The sequence below is a fragment of the Pseudomonas sp. LAIL14HWK12:I10 genome (assembly GCF_900184205.1).
Lineage (GTDB): Bacteria > Pseudomonadota > Gammaproteobacteria > Pseudomonadales > Pseudomonadaceae > Aquipseudomonas > Aquipseudomonas kermanshahensis.
In genome coordinates this window covers 1-24,948 of record NZ_FXWU01000022.1, presented here as the reverse complement: position 1 = coordinate 24,948, position 24,948 = coordinate 1, and the positions used below count along the sequence as shown (strand labels likewise).

At 64.0% G+C, this 24,948-nt stretch carries 18 protein-coding genes, 1 pseudogene and 1 riboswitch; of the genes and pseudogenes, 13 read left to right on the top strand and 6 right to left on the bottom strand.

The genetic code is table 11. The annotated features are described in order from the left end of the window. Positions 1-146: 146 nt before the first annotated feature. On the bottom strand, positions 147-1,475 hold the full coding sequence (locus tag QOS90_RS27100; RefSeq protein ID WP_085274388.1) for an MFS transporter: 1,329 nt from the start codon (positions 1,473-1,475) through the stop codon (positions 147-149). Between the two features lie 162 nt (positions 1,476-1,637). Here QOS90_RS27100 and QOS90_RS27095 point away from each other — a divergent pair, with 162 nt between their 5' ends. From QOS90_RS27095 to asnB, 9 genes are all read left to right on the top strand, one after another. Next, positions 1,638-2,735, top strand: coding sequence for a sugar diacid recognition domain-containing protein (locus QOS90_RS27095; protein WP_027595413.1), 1,098 nt, complete (start codon positions 1,638-1,640; stop codon positions 2,733-2,735). A 114-nt stretch (positions 2,736-2,849) separates the two neighbouring features. Further along, entirely contained in the window at positions 2,850-3,983 is a 1,134-nt protein-coding gene (locus QOS90_RS27090; RefSeq protein WP_085274387.1) for a glycerate kinase, read from the top strand. Between the two features lie 352 nt (positions 3,984-4,335). Next, positions 4,336-5,622: a phenylacetate--CoA ligase family protein gene (locus QOS90_RS27085; RefSeq protein ID WP_238217547.1), complete on the top strand. Its 1,287-nt coding sequence runs from the start codon at positions 4,336-4,338 to the stop codon at positions 5,620-5,622. Beyond that, positions 5,619-7,334 carry a prenyltransferase/squalene oxidase repeat-containing protein gene (locus QOS90_RS27080; RefSeq protein ID WP_085274385.1) on the top strand — a complete coding sequence of 572 codons (1,716 nt, stop codon included), beginning with the start codon at positions 5,619-5,621 and terminating at the stop codon, positions 7,332-7,334. The genes QOS90_RS27085 and QOS90_RS27080 overlap by 4 nt, the downstream gene beginning before the upstream one ends. 9 nt (positions 7,335-7,343) lie before the next feature. After that, positions 7,344-7,751 carry a hypothetical protein gene (locus QOS90_RS27075; protein ID WP_085274384.1) on the top strand — a complete coding sequence of 136 codons (408 nt, stop codon included), beginning with the start codon at positions 7,344-7,346 and terminating at the stop codon, positions 7,749-7,751. Beyond that, positions 7,748-8,032, top strand: a complete 285-nt coding sequence (locus QOS90_RS27070; protein ID WP_085274383.1) for an acyl carrier protein — start codon at positions 7,748-7,750, stop codon at positions 8,030-8,032. The genes QOS90_RS27075 and QOS90_RS27070 overlap by 4 nt, the downstream gene beginning before the upstream one ends. Beyond that, a complete protein-coding gene (locus QOS90_RS27065) occupies positions 8,029-9,024 on the top strand; it encodes an AMP-binding protein (RefSeq protein WP_085274382.1) in 996 nt (331 codons plus the stop codon). The genes QOS90_RS27070 and QOS90_RS27065 overlap by 4 nt, the downstream gene beginning before the upstream one ends. Then, on the top strand, positions 9,011-10,396 hold the full coding sequence (locus QOS90_RS27060; RefSeq protein ID WP_085274381.1) for an amidase: 1,386 nt from the start codon (positions 9,011-9,013) through the stop codon (positions 10,394-10,396). Before QOS90_RS27065 ends, QOS90_RS27060 begins: the two co-directional genes overlap by 14 nt. A 10-nt stretch (positions 10,397-10,406) precedes the next feature. Next, positions 10,407-12,242 (top strand): asparagine synthase (glutamine-hydrolyzing), encoded by a 1,836-nt coding sequence (gene asnB / locus QOS90_RS27055; RefSeq protein WP_085274380.1) that lies wholly within the window; start codon positions 10,407-10,409, stop codon positions 12,240-12,242. Positions 12,243-12,244: 2 nt separating this feature from the next. Here the strand turns inward: asnB and QOS90_RS27050 are convergent, their stop codons facing one another. Further along, positions 12,245-13,186, bottom strand: coding sequence for a LysR family transcriptional regulator (locus QOS90_RS27050; protein ID WP_027595404.1), 942 nt, complete (start codon positions 13,184-13,186; stop codon positions 12,245-12,247). Between the two features lie 192 nt (positions 13,187-13,378). On the opposite strand from QOS90_RS27050, the pseudogene QOS90_RS27530 reads away from it, so the two are divergent. Further along, a pseudogene (locus QOS90_RS27530) lies at positions 13,379-14,026 on the top strand (SDR family NAD(P)-dependent oxidoreductase); the annotation flags it as partial. A gap of 24 nt (positions 14,027-14,050) precedes the next feature. Continuing rightward, the gene (locus QOS90_RS27525; RefSeq protein WP_371098215.1) at positions 14,051-15,103 is read left to right on the top strand and encodes an SMP-30/gluconolactonase/LRE family protein; all 1,053 of its coding nucleotides are present in this window, start codon (positions 14,051-14,053) and stop codon (positions 15,101-15,103) included. Here QOS90_RS27525 and QOS90_RS27040 read toward each other — a convergent pair. The 4 genes from QOS90_RS27040 to QOS90_RS27025 form a co-directional block, all read right to left on the bottom strand. Beyond that, positions 15,093-16,073 carry a site-specific integrase gene (locus QOS90_RS27040; protein ID WP_218186931.1) on the bottom strand — a complete coding sequence of 327 codons (981 nt, stop codon included), beginning with the start codon at positions 16,071-16,073 and terminating at the stop codon, positions 15,093-15,095. The genes QOS90_RS27525 and QOS90_RS27040 overlap by 11 nt on opposite strands. A 42-nt stretch (positions 16,074-16,115) precedes the next feature. Continuing rightward, the gene (locus QOS90_RS27035; protein ID WP_085274379.1) at positions 16,116-18,443 is read right to left on the bottom strand and encodes a putative bifunctional diguanylate cyclase/phosphodiesterase; all 2,328 of its coding nucleotides are present in this window, start codon (positions 18,441-18,443) and stop codon (positions 16,116-16,118) included. Between the two features lie 80 nt (positions 18,444-18,523). Next, positions 18,524-19,510, bottom strand: a complete 987-nt coding sequence (locus QOS90_RS27030) for an SCO family protein (RefSeq protein WP_027595400.1) — start codon at positions 19,508-19,510, stop codon at positions 18,524-18,526. 142 nt (positions 19,511-19,652) lie between these two features. Next, complete coding sequence (locus QOS90_RS27025; RefSeq protein ID WP_085274378.1) at positions 19,653-23,045, bottom strand: Ig-like domain-containing protein; 3,393 nt, start codon at positions 23,043-23,045, stop codon at positions 19,653-19,655. 242 nt (positions 23,046-23,287) lie between these two features. Continuing rightward, positions 23,288-23,402, top strand: a riboswitch (TPP riboswitch). A gap of 79 nt (positions 23,403-23,481) precedes the next feature. Between QOS90_RS27025 and QOS90_RS27020 the strand changes: the two genes are divergently transcribed. Together QOS90_RS27020 and tenA are read left to right on the top strand one after the other, a co-directional pair. After that, positions 23,482-24,129, top strand: a complete 648-nt coding sequence (locus QOS90_RS27020; protein WP_085274377.1) for a TenA family protein — start codon at positions 23,482-23,484, stop codon at positions 24,127-24,129. A 2-nt stretch (positions 24,130-24,131) separates the two neighbouring features. After that, positions 24,132-24,791, top strand: a complete 660-nt coding sequence (gene tenA / locus QOS90_RS27015) for a thiaminase II (protein ID WP_085274376.1) — start codon at positions 24,132-24,134, stop codon at positions 24,789-24,791. The last annotated feature ends 157 nt before the right edge of the window (positions 24,792-24,948 follow it).

Below are 24,948 nucleotides of genomic sequence, written 5' to 3'. Positions count from 1 at the left end.
TGATGAGTTGCTGACCCGAGCCGACGATCGGGGGCATTGCCCTGTAGGAGCAGCCTTGTGCTGCGAAGAGGCCGGTGATCAGACAGCAAATGTTCGCTGCTATCACCGGCCTCTTCGCAGCACAAGGCTGCTCCTACACAGGCGTTCTAGTTGGCCTTGGCTGTGGCCAACGCCCCTGCGCGCGTTACCCGCAGCGCCACCAGGCTACCGACCACGATCAATGCCGCCAACGAATACAGCGCAGCATCGGTCGAGCCGGTCTGGTCCTTGATGAAACCCACCAGGTACGGGCTGAGGAAGCCGGCCATCTGGCCCACCGAGTTGATCAGCGCAAGGCCGGCCACGGCTGCACCCGCGCTGAGCAGGGCGGTAGACATTGGCCAGAACATCGGCAGGCCGGTGAGGGCGCCCATGGTGGCGATCGACAGGCCAAGAATGGCGATGGTCGGGTTGCTGGCAAAGTTGACCGCAATCAACAGGCCAATGGCGCCCATCAGCATCGGCACCACCAGGTGCCAGCGACGTTCGTTGCGCCGGTCTGCCGAACGCCCGCAGACGATCATGAACACACCCGCCAGCAGGTACGGAATGGCGCTCAGCCAGCCAATCAACAAGGGGTTGTCGAAGCCCATGTTCTTGATGATCGACGGCAGCCAGAAGTTGATCGCGTACACACCGCTCTGGATGCAGAAGTAGACGAAGCCGAACGTCCAGATCAACGGGTTGGTCAACACTGCGAGCACGCCGTCACCGGTGGTGGCGGGTTTACTCGCGGCATCGGCCTTCAGGTCGGCTTCGATCAATTGGCGTTCGGCCGGGCTCAGCCAGGCGGCTTTCTGGTAGCCGTCGCTGAGCAGGCGGATTGCCAGGCAACCCAGAACGACGGTGGGCAGGCCCTGAATCAGGAACAGCCATTGCCAGCCGGCAAGGCCATGCTGGCCGGCGGCGAAATGTTCGAGGATCCAGCCGGAAAACGGCCCGCCCAATAGCCCCGACACCGGGATCGCCGACATGAACAAGGCCATGATTGCGCCGCGACGGGCAGCCGGGAACCAGCGCGAGAGGTACAGCACCACGCCAGGGAAGAAGCCGGCTTCAGCCGCGCCGGTCAGCAGGCGCAGGGTGTAGAACTCGGTGGGGGTGGTGACGAACAGCAGGCAGGTCGAGAGGCTGCCCCAGGCGATCATCATCAGCGCGATCCAGCGCCGGGGGCCGAAGCGGTTGAGCGCCAGGTTGCTCGGCAGGCCGCAGAGGACGTAGCCGATGAAGAAGATACCGGCGCCAAGGCCGTATACCGTTTCGCTGAATTTCAGCGCGTCGAGCATCTGCAGCTTGGCAAAGCCGACGTTGACGCGGTCCAGGTAGTTGAACAGGTAGCAGATGAAAATGAACGGAATCAGCCGCAGGGTGATGCGCCGGTACAGCGCATTGCGGGTGGTATCCGTGCCTTGGTCAGGGGCGGGGCTGTGTGCCATGATCGGGTTCTCTGTTGTTATGGTTGTCACCGCGTCGCCTGTTCCGGCGCTCGCCCTGACGAGTCTCGGGGACAGCGACGTGCCTGTCTTTGTGCTTTTGCACAGCGATTGACCAGGGGCGCTGTGCCCGGGACCAAAGCCTACCACCCTAAGGACCCTTGAATGTTCGAACTCGACCATGACCTGGCGCAGGATATCGTTGATCGGGCGATGGCCATTTTGCCGTGCAACGTCAATGTCATGGACAGCCAGGGGTTGATCCTGGGCAGTGGCGAGCCGGAGCGCATCAACACCCGCCACGAAGGCGCACAACTGGTGCTGGCCAACGGCCGGATCGTCGAGCTCGACGTGGACGCGGCCAAGTGCCTCAAAGGCGTGCAGCCCGGGGTGAACCTGCCATTGATGCTCGATGGCCGGCTGATGGGGGTGTTGGGCTTGACCGGCGACCCGCAGCAGCTGCGTACCTATGGCGAACTGGTGCGCATGACTGCTGAAATGCTCCTGGCCCAGCGCCACCTGCAGGTTGAACAGCAATGGCGGCGGCAACGCTGCGACGACCTGCTCGCCTTGCTGTTAGGCGGCAGCGGCGATTCGCCTCGGCTGCTCGATGAAGCCCGTCAGCTCGGCCTGAAGCCGCAACTGCCAAGGGTACCTTGCCTGTTCGAGCTGGAATCAGGGCCGCCTGCCGAAGCCCTGTCGTCCTGGCTGATGAGCCGTTACCCGGACAGCTGGTGCGTCAGCCCCGCACGGCAATCGCTGCTGTGGTGTCGCCCGGCGGGTCTGGTGCTGGACGACGCGCGGTTGCTGGAGCGCCTCGAGCGTCACGGCTGGCAGGTTGAGCGCTTGGCCCTGGGGTGCGTGGCGCAAAGCCTGGAACAACTGCGCCGTGGTTATCGCCGGGTGCGCGACCTGCTGGCTTATGGGCAAGAGGTGCTGCCGGCCGAGCGCCTGCTCAGCCTTGAGCGGTACCGGCTACCGGCCTTGCTGTGGCGGCATCGCAATGACGATGCGCTGGATGAGCTGTTGCAACCGCTGCAACGCATCCGCGCCAAGGACGCCAGTGGTCAGCTGATTGCGACCCTGCGCGCCTGGTGTGCCCATGATGGCCAGAGCCAGGCTTGTGCCGACGCCTTGGGCATTCACCGCAACAGCCTGCGCTACCGGCTGGAGCGGATCGCCGAACTGGGCGAGGTCGACCCCTTGCGGATGGAGGGGATGCTCAGCCTGTACCTGGGGTTGCAGTTGTTGCGAGCTGAGTGAAGCGCTGGCCAAAGGCATTTGCCCAAACAACGCCTCCGCCGTCTTGTGCATTTGACCGAGGCCACCTTGCCAGGCAACTGTCAGCATGCCGCTCATCTGGACAGGAGAATCCCCATGAAGATCGTCATCGCCCCCGACTCGTTCAAGGACAGCCTCGACGCTGCCGGTGTCGCCCGCGCTATTGCCACCGGCCTGGCCGACGTGTGGCCTGATGCCGAGCTCGTCGAATGCCCCATGGCCGACGGCGGTGAAGGCACCATGGACGCCATCTTGGCCGCCAGCCAGGGCGAATTACGCCGCCTGGCTGTGCGTGGGCCGTTGGGGCACAGCGTCGAGGCCGGCTGGGGTTGGCTGCCGCAGAGCCGCACGGCGATCATCGAAATGGCCCAGGCCAGTGGCCTGCAATTGGTGCCCACCCAGCAGCGTGATGCCTGCCGCAGCAGCACCTGGGGTACGGGCGAACTGATCGCCGCCGCCTTGGCTGCGGGTGCCCGCCGCATTGTCTTGGCCATTGGCGGCAGCGCGACCAATGACGGCGGCAGTGGCATGCTGCGCGCGCTGGGGCTGCGGCTGCTGGATGCCGAGGGGCAAGCACTGGAAGAAGGGGGGCTGGCCCTGGCAAAGCTGGCACGTATCGATGCCAGCGACCTCGACCCTCGGCTGGCCGAGGTCCAGGTCGAGGTTGCTGCCGACGTCGACAACCCACTCTGCGGTGCCAATGGCGCTTCGGCGATCTTCGGCCCGCAGAAGGGGGCAAACCCGCAGCAAGTACAAGCACTGGACCAGGCACTGGGGCACTTTGCGGATCACTGCGCGCACTTGCTGGGCGAGGACGTGCGTGACTTCCCGGGCTGCGGCGCGGCAGGCGGCATGGGCTTTGCCGCCAAGGCGTTCATGGGCGCGCAGTTCCGCCCTGGCGTCGAGGTGGTAGCAGAGCTCGCTGGCCTGGACGCGCTGGTACAAGGCGCCGACCTGGTGCTGACCGGCGAGGGACGTTTCGATGCCCAGACCCTACGTGGCAAGACGCCAATGGGCGTGGCCCGGGTCGCCAAGCGCCATGGTGTACCGGTGGTGGTGCTGGCGGGCACGCTGGGGGAGGGGTATCAGCAGTTGTATGGCCACGGCATCGACGCAGCCTTTGCGTTGGCCAGCGGGCCGATGAGCCTGGAGCAGGCGTGCGCCAACGCCCGCGAGCTGCTGCAGGCGCGCGCCGGTGATATCGCCCGGCTGTGGCGCTGCGCGGTGTAAGCGCGGTCAGAGATTTCCGTGTAAGTGCAACTAGTGTGGGGGCTGCTTTGCAGCCCTTTCGCGCCCTAAGGCTGCGCCTACACGTCCATGCCGAAGTTATGAGACTTGGCAAATATGGAAATTATCTTTGTTTGATATCTCGCCATAAACAAAGGCCGAATCGCTGATTTTGATCAGAAAAGCGCTACATACAACCCACGCAAAAGGCTCTATTTCGGCCCAGTAATACCGTCCGACTCTCACCGCTACTTACTATTAAGTATTTTACTTAACCCCCGTCGCTCGCCAATTCTCTGCACTGTTTATTCGAGAGGGCGAGTCGATGTTAGTTCATGGCGATAAGGATTTCGGCGTGTTGAAGGATGCCGAGGGCGAACTTCAACAGCAGGTCGGGCGCGTGCCCGATGCCGCATTCTATGAACGCAAGTTGCAAGCAGTCTGGACGCGTGCACAACACAGTAGCCATTACGCAGGGATTGGCCCCTACAGCTTCACAGCGTTCCAGCAATTGCCGCTGACCGCCAAGGCCGCGCTGAAAAGCCAACCCCTGGCGTTTTGCACCGTAGCCCTTGGCGATGCGGCCAAGTACTACGCCACCACCGGCACCACCGGCGAGCCAACCCCAACCCCGCGCCTGAAACACGACATCATCTGGAATGCCGTCAGCGTCGCCAGCCACTGGCGAGCGGTGCTGCAGCCCGGGGCGCGGGTGGCCAACCTGATGCCATCGGACATCGTGCCGGTCGGCGACCTGATCGCCAACGTCTGCGAATACCTCGACGTGTCGCATGTACGGCTCTATCCCTTTACCACCGGCATCACCGATTGGGAACGGGTGTGCACGACCTTCGACACCTACCGGCCCACGGTGCTGTTCATCGCGCCCGGCGTACTGGTGCAACTGACCCGCTACCTCAAGCAGCGGGAGCTGCTCGACACGTTTGCCCAGTCGGTGCGCACGATCATGCTGCTGGGCGAGGTCAACACCCAGCCGTTTCGTGACCGTTTGGCCCGCGGGTGGCACTGCGAGGTACACGACGCCAGTTATGGCAGTACCGAGACCGGCACGCTGGCAGCCGTAGGCGCGGGCCAGCAGATGCGCCTGGCCACGGCCACGAATTATTTCGAGCTGCTGTTGCCGGACGGCAGGCTGGTAACGCCCGCCGAAGGCCTGACCGGCCGCCTCGTCGTCACCCCGCTGAACCTGTATGCGCGGCCGTTACTGCGGCTGGACACCGGCGACAGCGTCACCCTTACCGCGCCTTGGCAAGCCGGGCGGAGCAGCCCCAGCCTGTTGGTCAATGGCCGCGACAGCGACAGCATCGCGGTGGCCGGCGTAGACCTTGAGATTCGCGCCGTCGAAGAGGTGGTCTACGGCGCCTGCGACGCGACTGGCTATGTGATCGAAATCGACCGCCAGAACGACAGCGCCGCGTTGATCCTTGAACGTGACGTGCACTGGGACAACGCCCAGGAAGGCCCATTGCAAGCGCAGCTGCTGGCACGTTCCGAGCAACTGATGGGGCTGCGCTGGAGCCGTGTGCTGTTCGTCAACAACTTGTCGGCCATCAACAAGAGCGGTGGCTCGCAAAAAAGCTGGAAGAAGACCAACCTGCGCTTCGTGGGGGGCAAGCAATGACCACGTCACCCCTTGCCCAAGGGCGCGGTCTGGGCAACGGCCAGCCTGACTTGTGGTGCACATACGCCGCGATCCGCGGCCTGGCCTGGGTCGAGCGCCTCGACAGCGTCGATACGCCGGCCCTGCACAGCTATATCCAGTCCCGGCGTAACCGCGATGGGGGGTTCGCCTGGAGCAAGGGCATGCCATCCGACGCCTGGGCGACTTTTTATTGCACCGAAACGCTCAAGGACCTGGGTATCGCCATTGACCATGGCGCCCAAACTGCCGATTGGCTGCAAACGCTGTTCGACGGTGATGCCTACGCCATGTGCCCCGGCCAGACGGCGGACGTCTGGGCCACCCACTATGCCGTGCGCACGTTAATCGAGGTGTGCCAGGGGCAGGTGGCCGATGCCCCGGCGTTGTACGCCTGGCTGGAAGGGCTGCAGTGCAGCAATGGCGGCCTCAGTTGGTCCGCGGACTTTGCCCAGCGCAACTTGGCCGACACCCGAGCCTGCTTCTACGGCGTGATGGCCGCGCGAGCCCTGGCCCAGCAAGGGCTGCCAGCACCGCGGTGGGACCTGCCGCGGTTGATTGCCTGGTTGCAGGCGCAGCAGGTGGAAAGCGGCGGCTTTCGCTTCAGCGAGGCTGCCGAGCAGCCGTGCCTGTGGGCGACCTACCGCGCCACGGCGAGCCTTGCGGCATTGCATGCGCAGCCCTTGGCGCGCCACGCGTGTATCGCCTGGATCGACGCACTGCGTCGGCCCAGTGGCGCTTTCGTGCGTTGGCAGGGCTATGACGGCGAGGACGTCTGGGCCGCTTTTTGCGCGGTGGGCTCGCTCAAGGCGTTGGGAGAGCCGGTGGCCCACCTGGCAGATGACATTGCACGGTTCATCGCGACCTTGGCGCTGCCTCAGGGGGGCTACACCTATCGGCAGGTCGACAGCGCGGCGGATGTGCTGACCACGGCGGCTGCCGTGCTCGGCGAACAGCTGAATGCTGTGCAACGGGCGGCAGCCTTGCACTGGATCGAAGGCTGCCAAATGCCTAACGAGCCTGGACTCATGTACATGCCAGGGCGGGGCGCCGAAGTCCGCTGCACCAATTGGGGCCTGGCGGCGGGCGCCTTCGCCGGCCAGCCAGCGGCGCGCAAGGCGGTCGGGCACTGGCTGGCCTCGTTGCAGAACCCCGATGGTGGCTTCGGGTTCTGGGAGGGGCGCGGGTCGGACCTGGTGTCCACGGCGTCTGCGGTGGCGATCCTCCAGCAACTGGGCAACAACGCTGGGGTCGACCTTGTGGCGCTGGAGGCCTTTGTGGCCAGCTGCGCTCAGCAAGGTGGGCACGCCGCCTACCCACGAGGGCAGACGTCCTTGCGTGCCAGCCTGCAAGCCTTGATCTGCCTGCACCATGTGGGCCGGGATGTGCGCGAGCAGGCAAACGAACTGCTGGTTGCACACAAGGTGCGCCAAGGCGGCTTCGCTAACTTCGGCCAGCGCATCCCTGATTTGCTCAGCACCTACCAGGCCGTGGCGTTCGGCGCCGCGCAGGGGTTGCCGGTCGACCGCGCGCACCTGCAGTTCTTCCTCGACAAGGTGCGCAGCGGCCAAGGCCATGCCTGGTCGCCGCTGTACCTGGAGGGCCACGACGCACTGTCCGATTGCCTGGGGCGCTTGTTGCAGGGGTTTGCCGAAGGCAAGCGTCAGCACCTGCCCAACCTGCAGCTGTCGTGAGGAGCAGGCATGCCAACCATTTCTGTTACCTGCGCACCACTGCAGCCCATCGAGCGCAAGCGCCTGGCCCTGGCGTTCACCCGCCTGCTGAAAGCGCAGGGCGCCGATACCGCGCACTGCATGGTGTTTTTCAATCCGCTGGAACCGGGGTGCGTGTTCAGCGCCGGCATGCCGTTGCCGACCGTGGATGGCAGCGGCGTGGCGTTGCAGTTCTACCTGCGCATCACCCTGTCGGTGGCGCGCGACGGGCTGGCCCATGCGGCCTTGGCCGAAGGCCTGCACCGTTGCCTGGTCAGTCACTACCCGAACGCTTTCATCTATTTGCAGTTTGATCCGATCCTGCCAGAACACGTGTTCTACAGCGCGGGAACGGCATTGATCAATGCCCACCATCAACAAGGAAAACCAGGCGCGTGAGCAACCTTTCTATTGAGCAGCAGATTCGTCAAGCATTGGCGCAATTACTCGGTGACGAGATCAACGCCATCGATAAGCGTGACAGCTTCCGCGATTTTCTAGGCGAACGCTTCGACAGCCTGATGGCCGTCGAGGTCATCACCGCCATTGAAGCCTGTTTCGCCATCGAAGTGGATTACCTGAGTGACGACGTTCGCTACTGGTTTGAAACACTGGAAAAGATGGAGCAGTTCGTCGCCCAGAAACGCGAAGACCAATTGACCCTGCAGGCCACCCCGTGAGCGGCGATCATCTGTTCACCACGTCGGGCTCCACCGGCGCGCCACGCCACTGGCTACGAAGCCACGCGCAGATGGTCGACGAGGCCGCGCTGATTCTCGGCCGCTGGGCGGCTGACGCGACCGAGGTCCTGTCGTTCGCGCCGAGCTGCCACAGCTATGGGATGATCCTGGGCGAGGTCGGTGCGCAATGGCTGAGCGCGCGGTTACAGGCCTGCTCGCTGGAACAGCAGCAGTTACCGCAGCTCGATGGCGACGGGCCCTGTGTGATCCTCGCCATTGCCAGCACCTGGCGGCTCTTGCCTGCACTGCTGGCGCGCCTTTCAGTACGGCGTTCGGTACTGGTGGTGCACAGCGCATCGCTGTTGCCACCGGACGCATTGGCCACCGTGCACCGCTTTGCAGGGCCGCAGGTGCGCTTCATCGAGCTGCTGGGTGCCACCGAAACCGGCGCCATGGCCTATCGTGCGCTGGATGCGCAGAGTACCGCAGAGCAACCGTGGACGCTGCTGAGCGATGTCGAGTTGCTGAGCCCGATCGGCGCAGCCGGCCCGCTGGACGTCGGCAGCCCACGCATCGCGAGGGAGCAGGGCGCTGCAACCCCGGCACACCATCACCGTTGCGATGACCTGGTGCTGCCATTGGACGCGCGACGCTTTCAATGGCTGGGCCGGGCCAGCAGCCTGATCAAGGTCAACGGGGTTCGGCTCGACCTGGCGCACCTGGCCAGCGAGCTCGGCCAACGCCTGCAGTGCCCGACCCTGGCCTGCGTGGCGGTGCGCGATGGGTTGCGCGCCGAAGCGTTCGAAGTGCTGTTCAGTTCGCCAACGTTGACCGAGCAGGCGGTGCGCGAAGCGCTCACGCACTGGCCTGCGCACCACCCGCGACCGGTCGCCGTGCGCCGGGTCGCACACCTGCCGCTGTCTGCCACCGGCAAGCCCCAACCGTGGGCCGCCTCATTAACTGTCAAGGAATACACCCATGAGCCACGCTGATACCCAGGGCACCATCGCCCATTACCTGAACCACTGCGGTGCGCCGCTGGCCAGTGGCCGCGAACAGCCCGAATACCTCGGCCTAAGCCTGCGCAAGCGCCTCGAACTGCTGGAACGCAGCCCTGCACTGGCGGCTGATTGGGCTGCACAGTATGAGGCCTGGCGCGATCACGCCGACAGCCACTATCGCTGCCTGACCAGCACCCGCCCAGTTGAGGCGCCGTGGGTCCGGCTGGGGGTGAAGGACACCGTGGACGTCGCCGGCCTGCCGACCCGCCTGGGGCTGCGCAGCTACCGTCACTACCCGCAACGCAGCGCCGAGGCGCTGAGCTACCTCGACCCGCGTATCGCGCTGACCAGCAAGGTGGCGACCACCGAGCTGAACATCGCGTTCGGCGCAGGCTGCCGCAACCCGCATTTCCCGACCATCGACCCATCGGGTTCCAGCACCGGTTCTGCGGTTTCCGTGGCTGCGGGCCTGTGCGACATCTCGTTGGGTACCGATGTGCTGGGCTCGGTGCGTTGGCCGGCGTCCCACTGTGGCATGGTCGGCTTGCGCATGACCCACAAGGCCGCCAGCCTGGCCGGAGTATTCCCGCTGTCGCCACGCATGGACGCCTTGGGTTGGGTGACCCGCAGCGCCGACGACTTTGCCCTGCTGCTGCCGATGCTGGGCTTGGGGCCGTTGCTGGGCGATCAGCAGCCGCTCAAGCAGCAGTACCGTGTCGGCGTGCTTGAACACGCGCTCGACCCTGCGCTGACCAGCGCACCAATGCTCGACATGTTGAGCCAGGCCCGTGTTGCACTGGCCGACCTGGGCATGGCCCCGCGTGAAGTGGCCATGCCCGACCTGTGGGCCTGCCGTGGCGATGCCTGGCAGCTGTGCGCGCGCGACGCTTGGCTGGCATCTGCGGCCTGGGCGCGACGCTTCGACTGCGAACTGCATTGGTCAACGCTCAGCGCGCTCAAGGTAGGTGAAGGGGTAAGCGACAGCGACTACTCGCGCATTCATGCCCGCATGGACGCCGTGCGGGCGGGTATCGATGCCTGGTTCGAGGCCGCCCAGGTGGATGTCGTTATTTTCCCGATGGACCCGAACCGGCCCTTCGACCGGCGCAGCCCGCAACCAGGTGATTCGACCATTCCGTCACCGGACGATCACGACTATGCCCAGAAAATCGGTTTCACCCCTCTGGCCAGCTTCAGCGGCCTGCCGGCCATTACCGTGCCGATCGCCCTCAGCGCTGACGGCAAGGCGCCCCTGGCCATACAGATCATGGGCCGACGCGACAGCGAGCAGCAGTTGCTGGACATCGCCAAACGTGTGCAGGCGCTGATCGGCCTGCTGCCTACCCGTCGTCTTCAGGTGTAAGGGGCGAGCCATGTGCGGAATTACAGGCTGGGTGGACTACACCCGCGACCTCGCGCAACAGCGCCAGGTGCTCGGCGCCATGACCGATACCTTGGCCTTGCGCGGGCCGGATGCCAGCGGCAGCTGGCAGCACCGCAACGCCTTGCTCGGGCATCGGCGCCTGGCCATCATCGACCTGAGCGGTGGCGTGCAGCCCATGACCTACCGCTTCGCCACGGGTGAAGACGTCGCGCTGGTGTACACCGGCGAGGTCTATAACCACCATGCCCTGCGCGAACGGTTGCGCCAGGCCGGGCATGTGTTTAAAACACGCAGCGACACCGAGGTGGTGCTGCACGCCTACCTGGAGTGGGGCGAGCAGTGCTGCGACCACCTCAATGGCATGTTCGCCTTCGCCGTGTTCGATGGGCGCAGTGGCCACTTTCTGCTGGTGCGTGACCGCTTGGGGGTCAAGCCGCTGTACTACGCCCGTCACCAGCAGGGGTTGCTGTTCGGCTCCGAGATCAAGGCGATTCTTGCCCACCCCGAGGTTGCCAGCACCCTAGACGCGGTCGGCCTGGTGGATGCCTTAAGCCTGTCCCGGGGCACCACCCGCACTGCCTTTCGCGGGGTCAGCGAATTGCCGCCGGGGCATCGGTTGTCCTGGCGGCCCCAGGGGCAGGTAAAGATCAGCCGCTACTGGCAGTTGCAACGCCGCGAGCATCAGGACGACGTGGCGACCACGGTCGAACGCACCCGCGAGCTGCTCGACAATGCCTTGGGCGAGCAGTTGCATGCCGATGTGCCGGTTTGCTCGCTGCTGTCCGGTGGCCTGGACTCGACCCTGCTGACCGCCATGGCGCAACAGCGGTTAGTGGCCGAGCAGGGCGGGGCGGTGAATTCGTTCTCGGTGGATTTCGTCGGCCAGGCCGAGCAGTTTCAGGGTGATGCGTTTCGCCCCGAACGTGACCAGCCTTATGCCCTGGCGGCGGCCCAGTACATCGGCAGCCGGCACCAGACCATCCTCATAGACAACCGGGAGTTGGTGTCGGACCCGGCCCGCCTGGCGGTGTACCGCGCCAACGACAGCGCGGCCACCTTCGGCGACGTGGACACCTCGCTGTACCTGTTGTTCAAGGCGATCCGCGCGCATTCCACGGTGGCCATCTCCGGTGAGGCGGCAGATGAAGTGTTTGGGGGCTACGCCTGGTTCCGCGACCCGCAGGCCGTGGCCGCAGCGCGCTTCCCTTGGTTGTCGCGCATGCAACTGCTGCAGCCCGAGCTGATCAACCCTGAGTTCAACCGGGCCTGCGATTTTGCCCAGTATCAGGACAGCTGTTATCACCAGGCCCTGGACAGCGTCGAGCATCTGCCAGGGGACAGTCCGCAGGAACGGCGCATGCGCGAAATCTGCCACATGCACCTGCAGCGCTGGCTGCCGATTCTGCTCGATCGCAAGGACCGCCTGAGCATGGCCGCGAGCCTCGAGGTGCGGGTGCCGTTCACTGATCATTCACTGGTGGAGTACGTGTACAACGTGCCGTGGTCGATCAAGGGCAAGGATGGCGAGGAAAAATGGTTGCTCAAGCAGGCCGGCGCCGACCGGGTACCGCCTGCGGTGTTGCAACGGCGCAAAAGCCCGTACCCGACGTCGGCGAACCTGGCCTATGAGCGCTTTCTGCGCGAGCGCATTCGGCAGTTGCTGAAGGCGCCAGACAGGCCCGTGTTCCAGATCATCGACCACGGTCGGCTGGCCGCCGAGTTGCGCCAGCCCGAGGGCTATTTCAACTCGCAACTGCGGCGTAACAACCTGGAGACGGCCCTGGCGCTGGACACCTGGCTACGTGAGTACCGGTTGACGGTGTAGGGCTACAGGATCAGAGGGTTCTGCAGGGTGTCGCTGAAGCGCTTCGGCGCGCCCTGGTCGAGCATGGCGATGAAGCTGCCCAGGGCCGGCGAAGCGTTCTGGATGTTCCAGTTCATGTACAGGCCCATGGTTGGGGTGGGCTGGTCCTTGATCGGGCGGATCGGGCGGAATTGCACGCGCTCACGCAGCGTCGAGTAAGCGATCGATTCCGGCACCAGGGCCACACCGAAGCCACAGGCGACCAGACCGATCAGGGTGTGGATCTGCGCCGCCTCCTGCACCACCTTGGGGTAGAAACCGGCCGACTCGCACAGGGCGATCAACTGGCTGTGGTAGCCACTGCCCAGGGCTTGCGGGGTGAAGACGAAGTCCTCTTCGGCAAAATCGCGCAGGTCGACCAGCGGCTGATGGGCCCTGGCGTGGTTGGCGGGCAGGGCCATGATGATCTGCTCGTTGAGCAACAGCCGCGACTCGATGGTATCGGGCGGCATCGGCAGCTTGCGCATGAAACCGATGTCGGCTTCGCCGGCCATCAAGGCCTTGGCCTGCGAGGCTGAGGGCATCTCGCGGATGGTCAGGCGTACATTCGGGTAGACCTCGCGGAACCTGCGCAAGGTCGTGAGCAGCGACTCGTAATACGCAATGGAGATGGCCGTGATGGTCAGCTTGCCGCAGATGCCTTCCGAGACATTGCGCGCGTATTCGATGCCTTGCTCCAGCTCTTTGAGCGTGCGGTAGGCGGTTTCCAGAAAGGCCATGCCAGCGGCAGTCAGCTTGACCCCGCGCTTGTTGCGCAGAAACAGGCTGAAGCCGAGCTTTTCTTCAAGGCGGTTGATCGCTTGGCTCAGGGGCGGCTGCGCCATGTGCAGGCGGATGGCGGCCTTGTGGAAGTGCAGTTCTTCGGCTACGGCGATGAACTGCCTGAGCAAACGTGTCTCGATCATTCTATGTTCCTTCATCGACTTGCCGGGGTGCCTGGCAGGCGCCACCCCTGCAAGGCGGCCATCATAGTGCGTGGCCACCGAGTGACAAAGCCTCGGTGATATCCCTGAGATATCAAAGTTGCATGCTTTTAATATTAAGTCATTGATTTTTTTATTGTTATCGTAAAAAAGGAGAATCGAAGGTGCCCTGCAATGCCAATCACAGACCCATTCAAGAACAAAGTCGCGATCATCACCGGTGCTGCCCAAGGGCTGGGCCTGGCTTACGCCATGGCACTGGCCGAGCGAGGCGCCCGCGTGGTCATCAGCGACCTGGGGACTGACCGGGCAGGCCAGGGCGAGGACCCGTCGGCCCTAGCCCAGGCACTCGCGGCCCTGCAGGCCAAGGGCTACAACGCGATCGCCCATGCCGGGCAATTGGAAGACGAACGCGCCTGCCAACAATTGATCGAGCTGGCCATCGAGCAGTTTGGCGCACTGGATATCCTCATTCACAATGCAGGCTGGGTCGATTACCAGGGCATCGAAGCGCAGGAAGAAGCCTTTCTTCAGCGCGCGCTGGGCATCAGCGTGCACGCCCCGGTGTGGCTGGCCAAGCATGCCTGGAAGTACCTCAAGCATTCCGCCGCCCCGCGCGTGGTGCTGACCACCTCGGACCGCGCCATGTACCAGCGCTATTCGCAGCCCGGGCTGGTGGCCTATTCAGCCGGCAAGATGGCCCAGGTCGGCATCATGAACGCCTTGAGCATGGAAGGGATGGAGCACGGCATCCTGGTCAATGCCATCTCGCCCGTGGCCAAGACCCGCATGTGGGGCGTGACCCAGGCCCCGGAAGAGCTCAAGCCCGAATGGGTCACCCCAGGGTTGTTGTACCTGGCCAGCTCGCTGTGCCGCGACACGGGCTACATCCTGCGTGCCAGCAACGGGCAGTTCACCGCCACCCGTTTCACCGAGAACAGCGGCGTCAGCTACCCACGCGACCTGGCGCGGGTACAGGCGGGCAACTTCAAGGAAGTGGCCGAACGCTGGAGCCGCATCAAGGAATGCCATTACGTACCGGTCAAGGTCGCCAACACCCGCGCCGATCTGGGCGAGAGCCCGGTTTGGGACGCGCGCAGCGGCGCGCTGTACTTCGTCGATATCACCGATGGGCGCATCAATCGGCTGAACCCGGACGGCGAGGTCGAAAGCCTGTATGAGTCGGCCGCACGCATTGGCGCCCTGGCCCTGACCGACCAGGGCAACTTGATCTTCACCGAGGATTCCAGTGTCGCCATTCTGGACGTGAACGCGCGCAAGGTGCGGCAATACTCCGTGCCGGTTCACCCGCGTTCCACCTACCGTTTCAACGATGGTGCCTGCGACCCCCAGGGCCGTTTCGTCAGCGGCCTGATGGACGAAGCCCCAAGTGGCAAGACCGGCGCCTTGTTCCGTTTCGACGCGGAACTGAGCGACCAGGTGATCCACGATGGCATGGCGCTGCCTAACGGGCTGGCCTGGTCGGAAGACGGGAAAAGCGTTTTCTTCGTCGACTCGGTCGCCCGCGCCATCTACCGCGCCGAGTACCTGCCCGAAGGCCGCTTGACCGAGGTTACGCTGTTTGCCGAAACACCTGCTGAGCTGGGGCGCCCGGACGGCATTGCGCTAGACCGCGAAGGCGGGCTGTGGGTGTGCCAGTTCAATGGCAGTTGCCTGCTGCGTTACGACCGTCACGGCCACCTGACCGACCAGGTGGTGATGCCGGTGACGCGCCCGACCAGTTGCTGCTTTGGCGGTGAAGGGATGACCACCTTGTATATCACCACCGCGCGGTTCGGCATGAACGCTGTAGAGCTGCGGCACTACCCGGATGCTGGCGACCTCTATGCGATCCGCCCGGAAATCGGCGGCATTGCGCGCCACGCCTTCAAGGAATGAGGTTGTGCACCTGGCTGGCCGGTAACACGGCCAGCTCACCAAAGCGTTGCGCCGAGTCGATGTAGCGCAGTGCTGACTTGGCGTCCTTCCAGCCCACGTAGCTCATCAACGACTTCAGTTCCCAACCATTGGCCGTGGCCCACGTGGCGAAACCACGGCGCAGCGAGTGGCCGGTGTACAACGCCGCCGGTACCCCGGCACGCTCCAGCATGCGCCGGAGCAGCCCAACCAGGCTGTTGCTGTTGAGCGCCGCGTCGCTGAGGTTGCCCCAGCGGTCGAGCTTGCGAAACACCGGGCCATGGGCGATGCCGGCCACTTCGATCCACTGCAGGTACGCGCTGACCGGGCACAATGCCTTGAGTGCCGGCGTGCGGTGCTGCACGCCAAGCGCTTCGCGGTCACCCTTGCTGCGAGGCAGGAACAAGGTGATGCCGACACCGGCTTCAGCCTGGATGTGCTCGACGCGCAGGCGCGCCAGCTCATCCCCCCGAAACCCTCGCCAAAACCCCAGCAACAGCAGCGCCGTGTCGCGACGCGCTCGGCGCAGGGTGGTCAAGTCGTGGCATTCGCGTGCCTGGCGGGCTTCGTCCTCGAAGCATTGCACGGCGGTTTGCAGGTGTTGCAGCAACAGCGGTGCAGCCTGTTTTGGCGGTGTCGGGTGCAGGGTGCGGATACCGCGCAGTACCTGGCGCACCAGCGGCGCCTTGGTCGGGTCGGGGAAGCCCTGGCTGATGTGCCATTGGCTGAGGGCCGCGAGGCGTTGACGCAAAGTGCTCACCGCGTGCTGCTCGGCGTGGTCGGCCAGGTAACGGGCCACGCCCTCGGCGGTGGCGGGCAGAAAGCCACCCCACTGGGTCTCGAAATGGTCGATGGCAGCCTGGTAGCTGCGCCGCGTGTTGTCACGGGTGGCGGCGCGGACGTAGCGCTCGATGTCGGTCATGGTGCAGTAGCCGGTATTCAGTGGTGACACGATAAACCGAATCGGCTTGCCTGTCCTGGCATCCATCCCTCTTTAGTAGACACCTACCTTTTCATCGATGCCGTTGAAGGGTGGGTAGTCGAGCAGTTGTGCCGGCGACAGTGGGCGGCTGAAGTGATACCCCTGGGCAATGTCGCAACCGGCGAGCTTCAGGCACACCACTTGCTCACGGGTCTCCACACCTTCGGCCACCACCTCCAGGCCGAGGCGCTTGGCCAGGATGATGGTGGAGGAGACGATCGGGCTGTCGTCATGGCTGTTGGACAACGGCGCAATCAACGAACGGTCGATTTTCAGCTTGCTCAACGGCAGCGAGTGCAGGTGCGCGAACCCTGCATAGCCGCGCCCGAAATCGTCCAGGCTGATGCCCAGGCCCGCTTCGCGCAAGCGCTGCAGGTGCTCGACCGCCGTGCCCTCGGGGTCAAGGATGGTGGTTTCAGTGATTTCCAGCTCCAACCGGTGTGGGGCGATGCCGTACCTTTGCAATTTGTTCAGTAGCCGCGTGCTGAAGCCTGCCTGGCGCAACTGCAGCGCCGAAACATTGACCGCCAGGCGCGCTTCGCGGCCCTGCGCGTGCCAACGGGCGAGCGCCTCACAAGCCAGGCGCAGCACTTCCCAGCCAAGCTCGATGATAAAGCCACTGCGCTCGGCCAGGCCGATGAAGCGGTCCGGGTAAAGCAGGCCGAATTCCGGGTGGTTCCAGCGCACCAGTGCCTCGTAGCCCAGCACCTGGTGGGTATCGAGGCGGATCTGCGGTTGGTAATGCAGGATGAACTGGCGCTCGGCCAACGCCGCGCCGAAGGCTTGCTCGAGGGTGAAGGCATGGATATCGGAAAGGTTCAGCGACGGGTCGAAGAAGCGGTACTGGGCACGCCCGGCCTGCTTGGCCGAGTACATCGCGGCATCGGCGCAGCGGATCAGGCTGTCGATGTCTTGGCCATCGCGTGGGCAGATACTGACGCCGACGCTGGGGCTGGTGTTGACCTCCTGGCCATCCAGCGCATAGGTGGTCGAGAGTTTCTGCACCAACTCGCGTACCCAGACGTTGATCTGCTCTTCGCTGCGCTGACCGGCCAGTAGTACCACGAACTCGTCACCACCAAAACGCGAGGCTTCGTCGCCCGGCTCCAGCAACCGTTGGATTCGCCCGGCCACGGCTTGCAGCAGCAGGTCGCCGATCTTGTGGCCGAGTGAGTCGTTGATCGACTTGAAACGGTCCATGTCGATGAACAGGATGGCCATCAACCGGCGTTTGCCCCGTTGCCGGGTCAGCGCAAGCCCAGCGACTTCGACGAACTGGCGGCGGTTGTGCAGGCCGCTGAGGTGGTCAGTGGCCGCGGCGTGGCTGCTGCGCCGGTGTTCGTCCTCAAGCCGCTCTATCAGTTGCTGGTTGACCTGCTGTGCGTGCTCCAGGGCGCTGAACGCTTCCTGGCGTTTGCGCAGCAGGCGCAACGTCCACACCAGGCTGGCCAGAATCATCAGGGTCATGCTCAGGTTCAGCCAGAACTGCCGTGAGTAGGCCAAGGCCGTCGGCGCCAGGATTTCTTCGTAGCGTTGGCTGACCACCACGCTAAAGCCTCGCTCGGCCTGGCGCCGGTACAGGCTCTGGTAGGGGCCGCCGGGTGAATACTGCGTGAGCGCGCCCGCGTCAGGCCCGGCCTGCGGCAAATCGGGCTCCAGGCTGTCGGCGGCCACGATCACCCCGCTGGAGTCGATGCGCAGGCGTTCGTGGCCATCGTCCTGCAGCAGGCGCATCAGGCCGGTGCTGCCCAGGTCGATGTGCTGGAACAGCACCGCCAGGTAACCGATGTCCAGCTGCACCACCAGGATGTTGTCGATTTCGCGGCCGGGCAGGTCGGTCAGCGGCAATATGAACGGCAGACGCCAGGTGGGCAGGGCGCTAAGCGGGCTTTGCACCTCGATACTGGGCATGAAGGGTTTGAAGCCGTAGCGGGCAACGTGCAATTGCAACTGCCGCAGCCAGTCTTCAGGCAGCGTTGCGGCGTCGTCGGCATGGCTGGCCGACACGAGCCGGCCGTGTCGGTCGTACAGGCTGATGCGTTTGAACAACGGGTCTTCGGCCAGCAACCGGGCCAGGTTGGCGTTGCCCTGGCGCGGGGCCTTCAGGTCGCCTTGGGTGACGCGGCCAACGGCCTGGGCACGGTCGACCAATTGGCGCAGGCTTTGCGCGACGATGCTGGCCAGGTTCAGGTGCTCGGCCGCCTTGGCCGACACTGCATCCTGGCGCGCAGCGGCTTTCTGGGAGAAGTGCAGCCCCCAGAGAAATGCCAGGGTGGCGGCACACAGCATCAGGATCAACAGGCGCAGAAGGCTGGCGGAAGAGAGCGAACGGCGAATCACGACTGATAATCCCGACCCTGGGTGATGCTGAAAACATACGACAGTATGATGACAGGCCGATGACTGATGGCTAAGTGCCTCTAGGGTTTTGCCGTGTCTGCCAACGGCGCCTGCAAGCGTGTGGTTTCTTCTTCGATGTAGGTCATCAGTGCAGCGACCTCGGCATCGCCCAGCCGCATGTTGGGCATTGCCAGGCGGTTGTATTGCTCGTACAGCAGCATCGCCAGCGGGTCTTTTTGCGCAAGCATCTGATCTGGCTCTTTCAGCCAGCGGCTCAGCCAGCGGGCATCGCGTTGCCGGGTCACGCCTAACAGGTCGGGGCCGATGCCCCGTTGCAGGCCTGGCTCGGCGTCGCCCAGGGTATGGCAGGAAGAGCAGCGGGTGCGGAAGATCTGCTCGCCGCTGCTGGGCGAGCGGACTTCCGGCGCATGGGCGTAGTCGTTGGCCATGGCACTGGCTTGCTTCCAGTTGTGCAAGCTGTTGCCCAGGCGGTCGGCGAGGATGTAGGGGCTCTCAAAGGGCGAGGCTTTCATCCAGCGGCCGGTGGCCTGGTTGCCGATGATCAGGCTCAGGTTGTGGTCTTTGGAGCGGCCGTTTTCCAGGCCTTCTATGTACAGGCCCAAGCTTCTGCGCAATTGCTCGATGTCGGCAGGCTCGCCGGTGAGCAAGGTCCAGCCGGGGCCGATGGCGAATTTTTCGGCGTAGCGTTTGAGGGTGGCCGGCGTGTCGTTGTAGGGGTCGATGCTGATGGAGTAGAGGAATATGTCCTTGCCGACCCGGTCGCCGAGAATCTTTTGCACCTGGCGCAGGCGCGCGGTTTCCACCGGGCAGGAGTCGGAGCAGCCGGTGAAGATGAAGTTGATGGCGACGACCTTGTCTTTGATCAGGTCATCGAAGAAGTGCACTTTTTCACCGTCCTGGGTCAGCAGGGGGGTATTGGGGAAGTAGTCGGCGCCCCAGGGGGTGGCGGTTTCTTGGGGTGGGGCTTGCCGGGGTTGCACGGGCCAGAACGGGATGCTGGCAGCGAACAGCGACAGCACGAGCAGAACACGCCATGAGCCAGTCATGAAGTCGTCCTCCGTAAAAGATCCTACACAAACCGTTGTAGGAGCAGCCTTGCGCTGCGAAAAGGCCAGTGAAAGCACCGAAATTGCATTGTGTTGTCACTGGCCTCTTCGCAGCACAAGGCTGCTCCTACAGCTGATTTGCCTACTTGATGCTGATTGGCGCTGTCACGCTTTGCCCCAGCGTCGACGTCACGGTCGCTGTCGCCGGTGTTGCTGGCCCGTTGCCGGTAGTGGTGGCCGACAACCTCCAACGGGCACCCGTGGTGGCCGCGGTCAGCGTGGCAGCACCCAGGTTCAACGGCCCGCTGGTGGTGGCCACCGTCACGTTGATGGCATTGCCGGTAGCCACCGAGGTGGTGCCCGCCAGCTCCCAGGTGTAGCGGTTGCCGCTGCGCACTTGCACCGAGGCACTGCTGACCTGGATGTTGTCGACCGGTACTGCCGGGCTCACCGCGATGCTGACCGCCGCCGGGGCGACCGACTCGGCACCCTTGGCGTCGCGCGCCGAGTAGTTGAAGCTGGCGGTGAACGGTGTGGCGACGGTGGCCGGTGGGGTGTAGGTCACCGTGGTGCCGTCGGTGCTGGTGGTACCCATGCCCGAATCCGGCTGGCTGAGGCCAATGACGGTCAAGGGCAGGTTGCGCTCGGGGTCGGTGTCATTGGCCAGCACATTGAGCGTGATCGCCTTGCCGGCCGTGGTGGCAGCACTGTCGTTGACCGCAACCGGTGGCTTGTTGGTATCGTCGTTATCATTGTGGCCAGACGTACGGAAGGTTGGCAGGCCTACAGAAGCGACGTATTCCACACCGTCCCAACCCGGCAACGGGGTAGGCATCACCTGGAACTGGCCAGGGTGTTCCAGGTCCCAGCGCAGCAGCATCGACGAGTCTTCGTGCTGGGTGTTGTGACAGTGCTCCATGTAGGTACCGGCAAACTCGCGGAAACGGATGGCCATTTCCACTTCTTCCGACGAGTCGGCATCCGGCCCGATTCGGTAGACGTCCTTACGCGCCCACTTTTCCCACTCTGACGGTGCCTTGCCGTCGCGGCTGAGCACGATGCCTTCCTCGAAGTGCACATGCACCGGGTGGCTCCAGCCGTTGCCGCCGTTCTTGATCTTCCATACTTCCAGGGTGCCGTCGCCGCTAAAGCCGCCTTGGGTGGCTTCGCTGGCCAGTTGCGGCGCTGCGTTGATGCGACGTGGGTCCATGCTGTAGCCGAAGCCGCCATCGGTCTTGATGGTCCAAGGGTTGGTGTCGGTGCCGTCGGAACGGCCGAAGATGAACTCGCGGTGGCGGGCATCCTTGAGCTTGGCCTGGTCGGCCACGGCGTTGCGGTCGAGGGTCAGCGGGATCATCTTCAGGCCTGCGGCCTTGCCCGGCTTGGCCGGTTCATAAGCGACCGGGTCCATGCTCAGGTCCTGGCCGCTGTAAGGCTGCACCAGCAGTTGCATGAACTTGCCCACCACCGGGTCGCCTTTGTCCCACTGCGGGCCCTTGCTGGTCTGCTTGATGACCGCCTTGTATTTCTCCGACAGCACATCGGCCAGGGAAATGGCCAGGTTCGGGCCCTTGCCGGTCTGGTGCTCCATCAGGTTGACGAAGTACAGCTTGTCGCCTGCCTTGATGCCGTTCTTGGCGAAGTTGATGATGATGTCGTAACGCTCGGCGATGCCTTGCAGCGGCAGAATGCCGTTGTTGTCCTTGAGGTCACCGTCGCCGTTGAGGTCCAGGGTGCCGTCGAATGGCACGGCATGCTCCATGATGTTGCCGTCGTTGGCGATCATGTGGAACGGCACGCGGGCATACGACACGTTGGAGCCGGACGGGCCTTTGAATTCACCGCTGCTGCCGGCGATTTCACGCACCACGGCAAATTTGAAGTAGCGCGACACCGACCCATTGAGGATGCGGAAACGGTAGCTACGTGCCCGTACTTTCAGCTTGGGCTGGTACTGCCAGTTGACCAGGATCTGGTCGCCGAGAAAGCCGTCGGTATTGAACGGGTTGAACCACAATTGGCCATTGGCATCCCAGGCTTTGTCGGCAATCACCAGGTTGACGTCGTAGTCGCGGTTGCCCCACGGCATGGCCGAACCACTGGGGAAGCGCAGGTTGACGCCATCCTGCAGGGCCTCGTTGCCGCGGTCCAGGGCGCTGTAGTAGTTCATCATCACGGCGTTGCCTTTGTAGACGTTCTGCGCCGTGAAATCCATCATGTGGTCGTGGAACCAGTGGGTACTCATGGTTTCGCGCCAGTCGCCACGAATCTTGATGCTGCCGTTTTCGCAGGTTTTAAGGCCCGGCGAGGCGTCGTTGACGTACAACGTTTCGCCCGGTGAGCAGGGGAACGCGGCGCGCGGGTCTTGGGCCCGGGTGTTGATGGTGTCGTAACCGGCCAACTGCACCGGCCACCGGTAGTCGTAGTACTGACCGGGGAAGAAGTAGGCGTTGGCAAAGCCATCGCTTTCGGCCGGGGAGTGGCCGTTGTGCTCGTGGGTCGAGATGGTGTGCAGGCCAAAGCCGCCGTTGGCCGACGGGTCGATCGGCAAGGCGTTGTAATGGCGCATCAAGATCGGCTGGCCATAGCGGACCATCAGCAGCTTGGGCGGGAAGGTGCCGTCGAAGGTCCACAGCGATTTGTGGTTTTGTAGAGGGAAACTTGGGTGGAAGCGGGTGTCGATGCCCTTGGTGGTGCCCAACGTGGTGGGGATGTCCGAGGTCTGGTAGTACAGCCCGCCTGGCGCGAACTCACCGACCGCATAATTGTGCATCTGCTTGCGGTCACGCAGCCCGAGGTTGATGCGTGCGCCAGCTTGGGCGGTCTTGAACGCAGCCTGAGGGTAGAACTCGTTCCAGCGCTGATGGGACCAGCCCTTTCCTGGTGGGCGGCCTTCAGCCGGCGAGCCGACCGGGTGGCGGTTGAGGAACATCTCTATCTGCGCTTTCCACGGGTTGCGGTCGAGCACGTTGGAGAACTGGGTAGGGAAGGGGTACAGGCCCGGTTGCTTGAGGAAGGCTTCCAGGGCGGAGCCACTGGGGCCGCTGCGGGCGACCACATTGGGGTCTTGTGCGGGGGCCGCGCCCAGGGTCGGTACCGGGAAGGTCAGGTCGGGTGCCGGGATGCTGGGGTCGAGCTTTTCCGGGCCGAATTCTTCGAACAGCAGCAATTGTTGGGTAAAGGGCTGCGCACCGAACAGCGGGCTGGGCTTGCCGTTGGTGGGGTATTTATCAGAGGTTTGCAACGCGGGCGGTAGCACGTTGTCCTGGCGCACGGTAGAGCGGTCGCCATGGACGCCATCGGTGAGCTCCAACGAGCCTTCGTTGGCTTCCGGCAAGGTGTACAGGTTGAGCAACGCCGGGTTTGGGTCGTCCGGCTGGTCGGTGTAGGCAGAGGGGTCGGTCGGCGGGGGCTGACCGACATCATCGAGGGAAGACGCGATTGCCGGGTTCAGCCCAAGGCTGAGCATCAGCACGGTGACGGCAGACAGTTTGAATGTGTGCCTGGTTGGGTGACTCACGGCAGGTGTTTTCATTGCCTGGTGCCTCGCTCGCGGCGTTATGGCTTGGGGCCATCAATGGCGTTTTGCCTGGTTAAGGGGCCTGAGCAACGGCTGTGCCAACAGATGTTTCGGTAATGCTTTGTTAAACAAATCCTTTAAAACCTGAGTCGCGCTAAATAATGGCGTGCCAGGGCTGGGGACAGGCACCCACAAGCGGGTCACCCAAGGCCCAGTGTTTGGGGCGTGACAGCACCTTCCTACCTGCTGTATACCTGTGGGCCACCAAGGGGAGCCCGGCAACGGGCTGAGAAACCGCTGAGCGTTGCAGCGCGGTGACCCTTCGAACCTGATCCGGATCATGCCGGCGAAGGAATGGGACTTGAAACCTGCCTTTTTGCCGGCCTCACTGCGAGGCCAGTCCATGCCAGCTTCAACGGTCTCGCTGTCACCCCCTGCAGAGGACAGCATCATGACCGAACGCTTCACGCAAACCCTGCGCCGTCAGAGCGAGCCGACCTGGTCGGCGGCCGTCGGGCACCGCTTCGTTAGCCAACTGTGCGACGGCAGCCTGCCGGACCCGATCATGGTCCGCTACCTGGTGCAGGACCACCGCTTTCTCGACAGCTTCCTGACCCTGCTCGGCGCTGCGATCGCCACCGCGGACACCTTCGAGGCACGCCTGCGCTTCGGCCAGTTCGCCGGTATGATCTCCAGCGATGAGAACACCTATTTCCTGCGCGCCTTCGAGGCGCTGGACGTCAGCCCGGCGCAACGCGTAGAGGCCGCGGACACTGCGCCGACCGCAGGCTTCAAGGCGATCATGCGTGAAGCAGCCGCCACCCGCTCGTACGCCGCCGCGTTGGCAGTATTGAATGTCGCCGAAGGGTTGTACCTGGACTGGGCGCTCAAGGCGCCGAAACCCTTGCCTGAACACTTCGTGCATGCCGAGTGGATCACCTTGCACGACAACCCGGCGTTCCAGGCGTTCGTCGCCTTCCTGCAGGCCGAACTGGACCGCGTTGGGCCGCAGGAAGCCGAGCTGAGCACCGATTTCTACCTGCGTACCGTGGCCTTGGAGCTGGCCTTCTTCGATGCGGTGTACGAGGGGGAGGCGTGAGCATGGATATTTTCGATCGCCTCAAGGCCGCCACCACGGGCGAGTGGCACCGCTATGTCGAGCATGATTTCGTGCAGCAGATGGGCGAAGGCACGCTGAGCGAGGCGGCGTTTCGGACGTACCTGGTGCAGGACTACCTGTTTCTGATCCAGTTCGCCCGCGCCTGGGCCCTGGCCGCTTACAAGAGCCGCTTGCCGGCAGACATCCGCGCCGCCCAGGCGGGCCTCGCGGCGATTCTCGACGAAACCGAACTGCACCTGCGCCTGTGCGCGCGCTGGGGGCTGACCCAGGCTGATATCCTGGCCGCACCCGAGCACCAGGCTACGGTGGCGTACACCCGCTATGTGCTCGACTGCGGCGCCGCAGGCGATCTGCTGGAGCTGCATGTGGCGTTGGCGCCCTGTGTGATCGGCTACGCAGAAATTGGCCGGACGTTGGCTGAACGGATTGGTGACCTGAGCGATCACCCTTACCGTGAGTGGATCGCTGAGTATGCCGGGGAAGGGTATCAGCAGGTGGCGGCCAATGCCCGCAAGCACCTGGATGAACTGGCCGCGCGGAGCATGACCGAGCAACGGTTCGTGGAGCTGGCAGGGATCTTTGGCCAGGCGTCGAGCCTGGAGGCCGATTTCTGGCAGATGGGGCTGGATGGCGCGAAGTAGGGATCAATGGCCCTCGTTGATCATTGGAAATTCCAGGTAGGAGCAGCCTTGTGCTGCGAAGAGGCCGGTGAAAACACCATTAATCTTCGCTGCTGCCACTGGCCTCTTCGCAGCACAAGGCTGCTCCTACCCGGATCGCGCATGGCGGGAAGGCAGG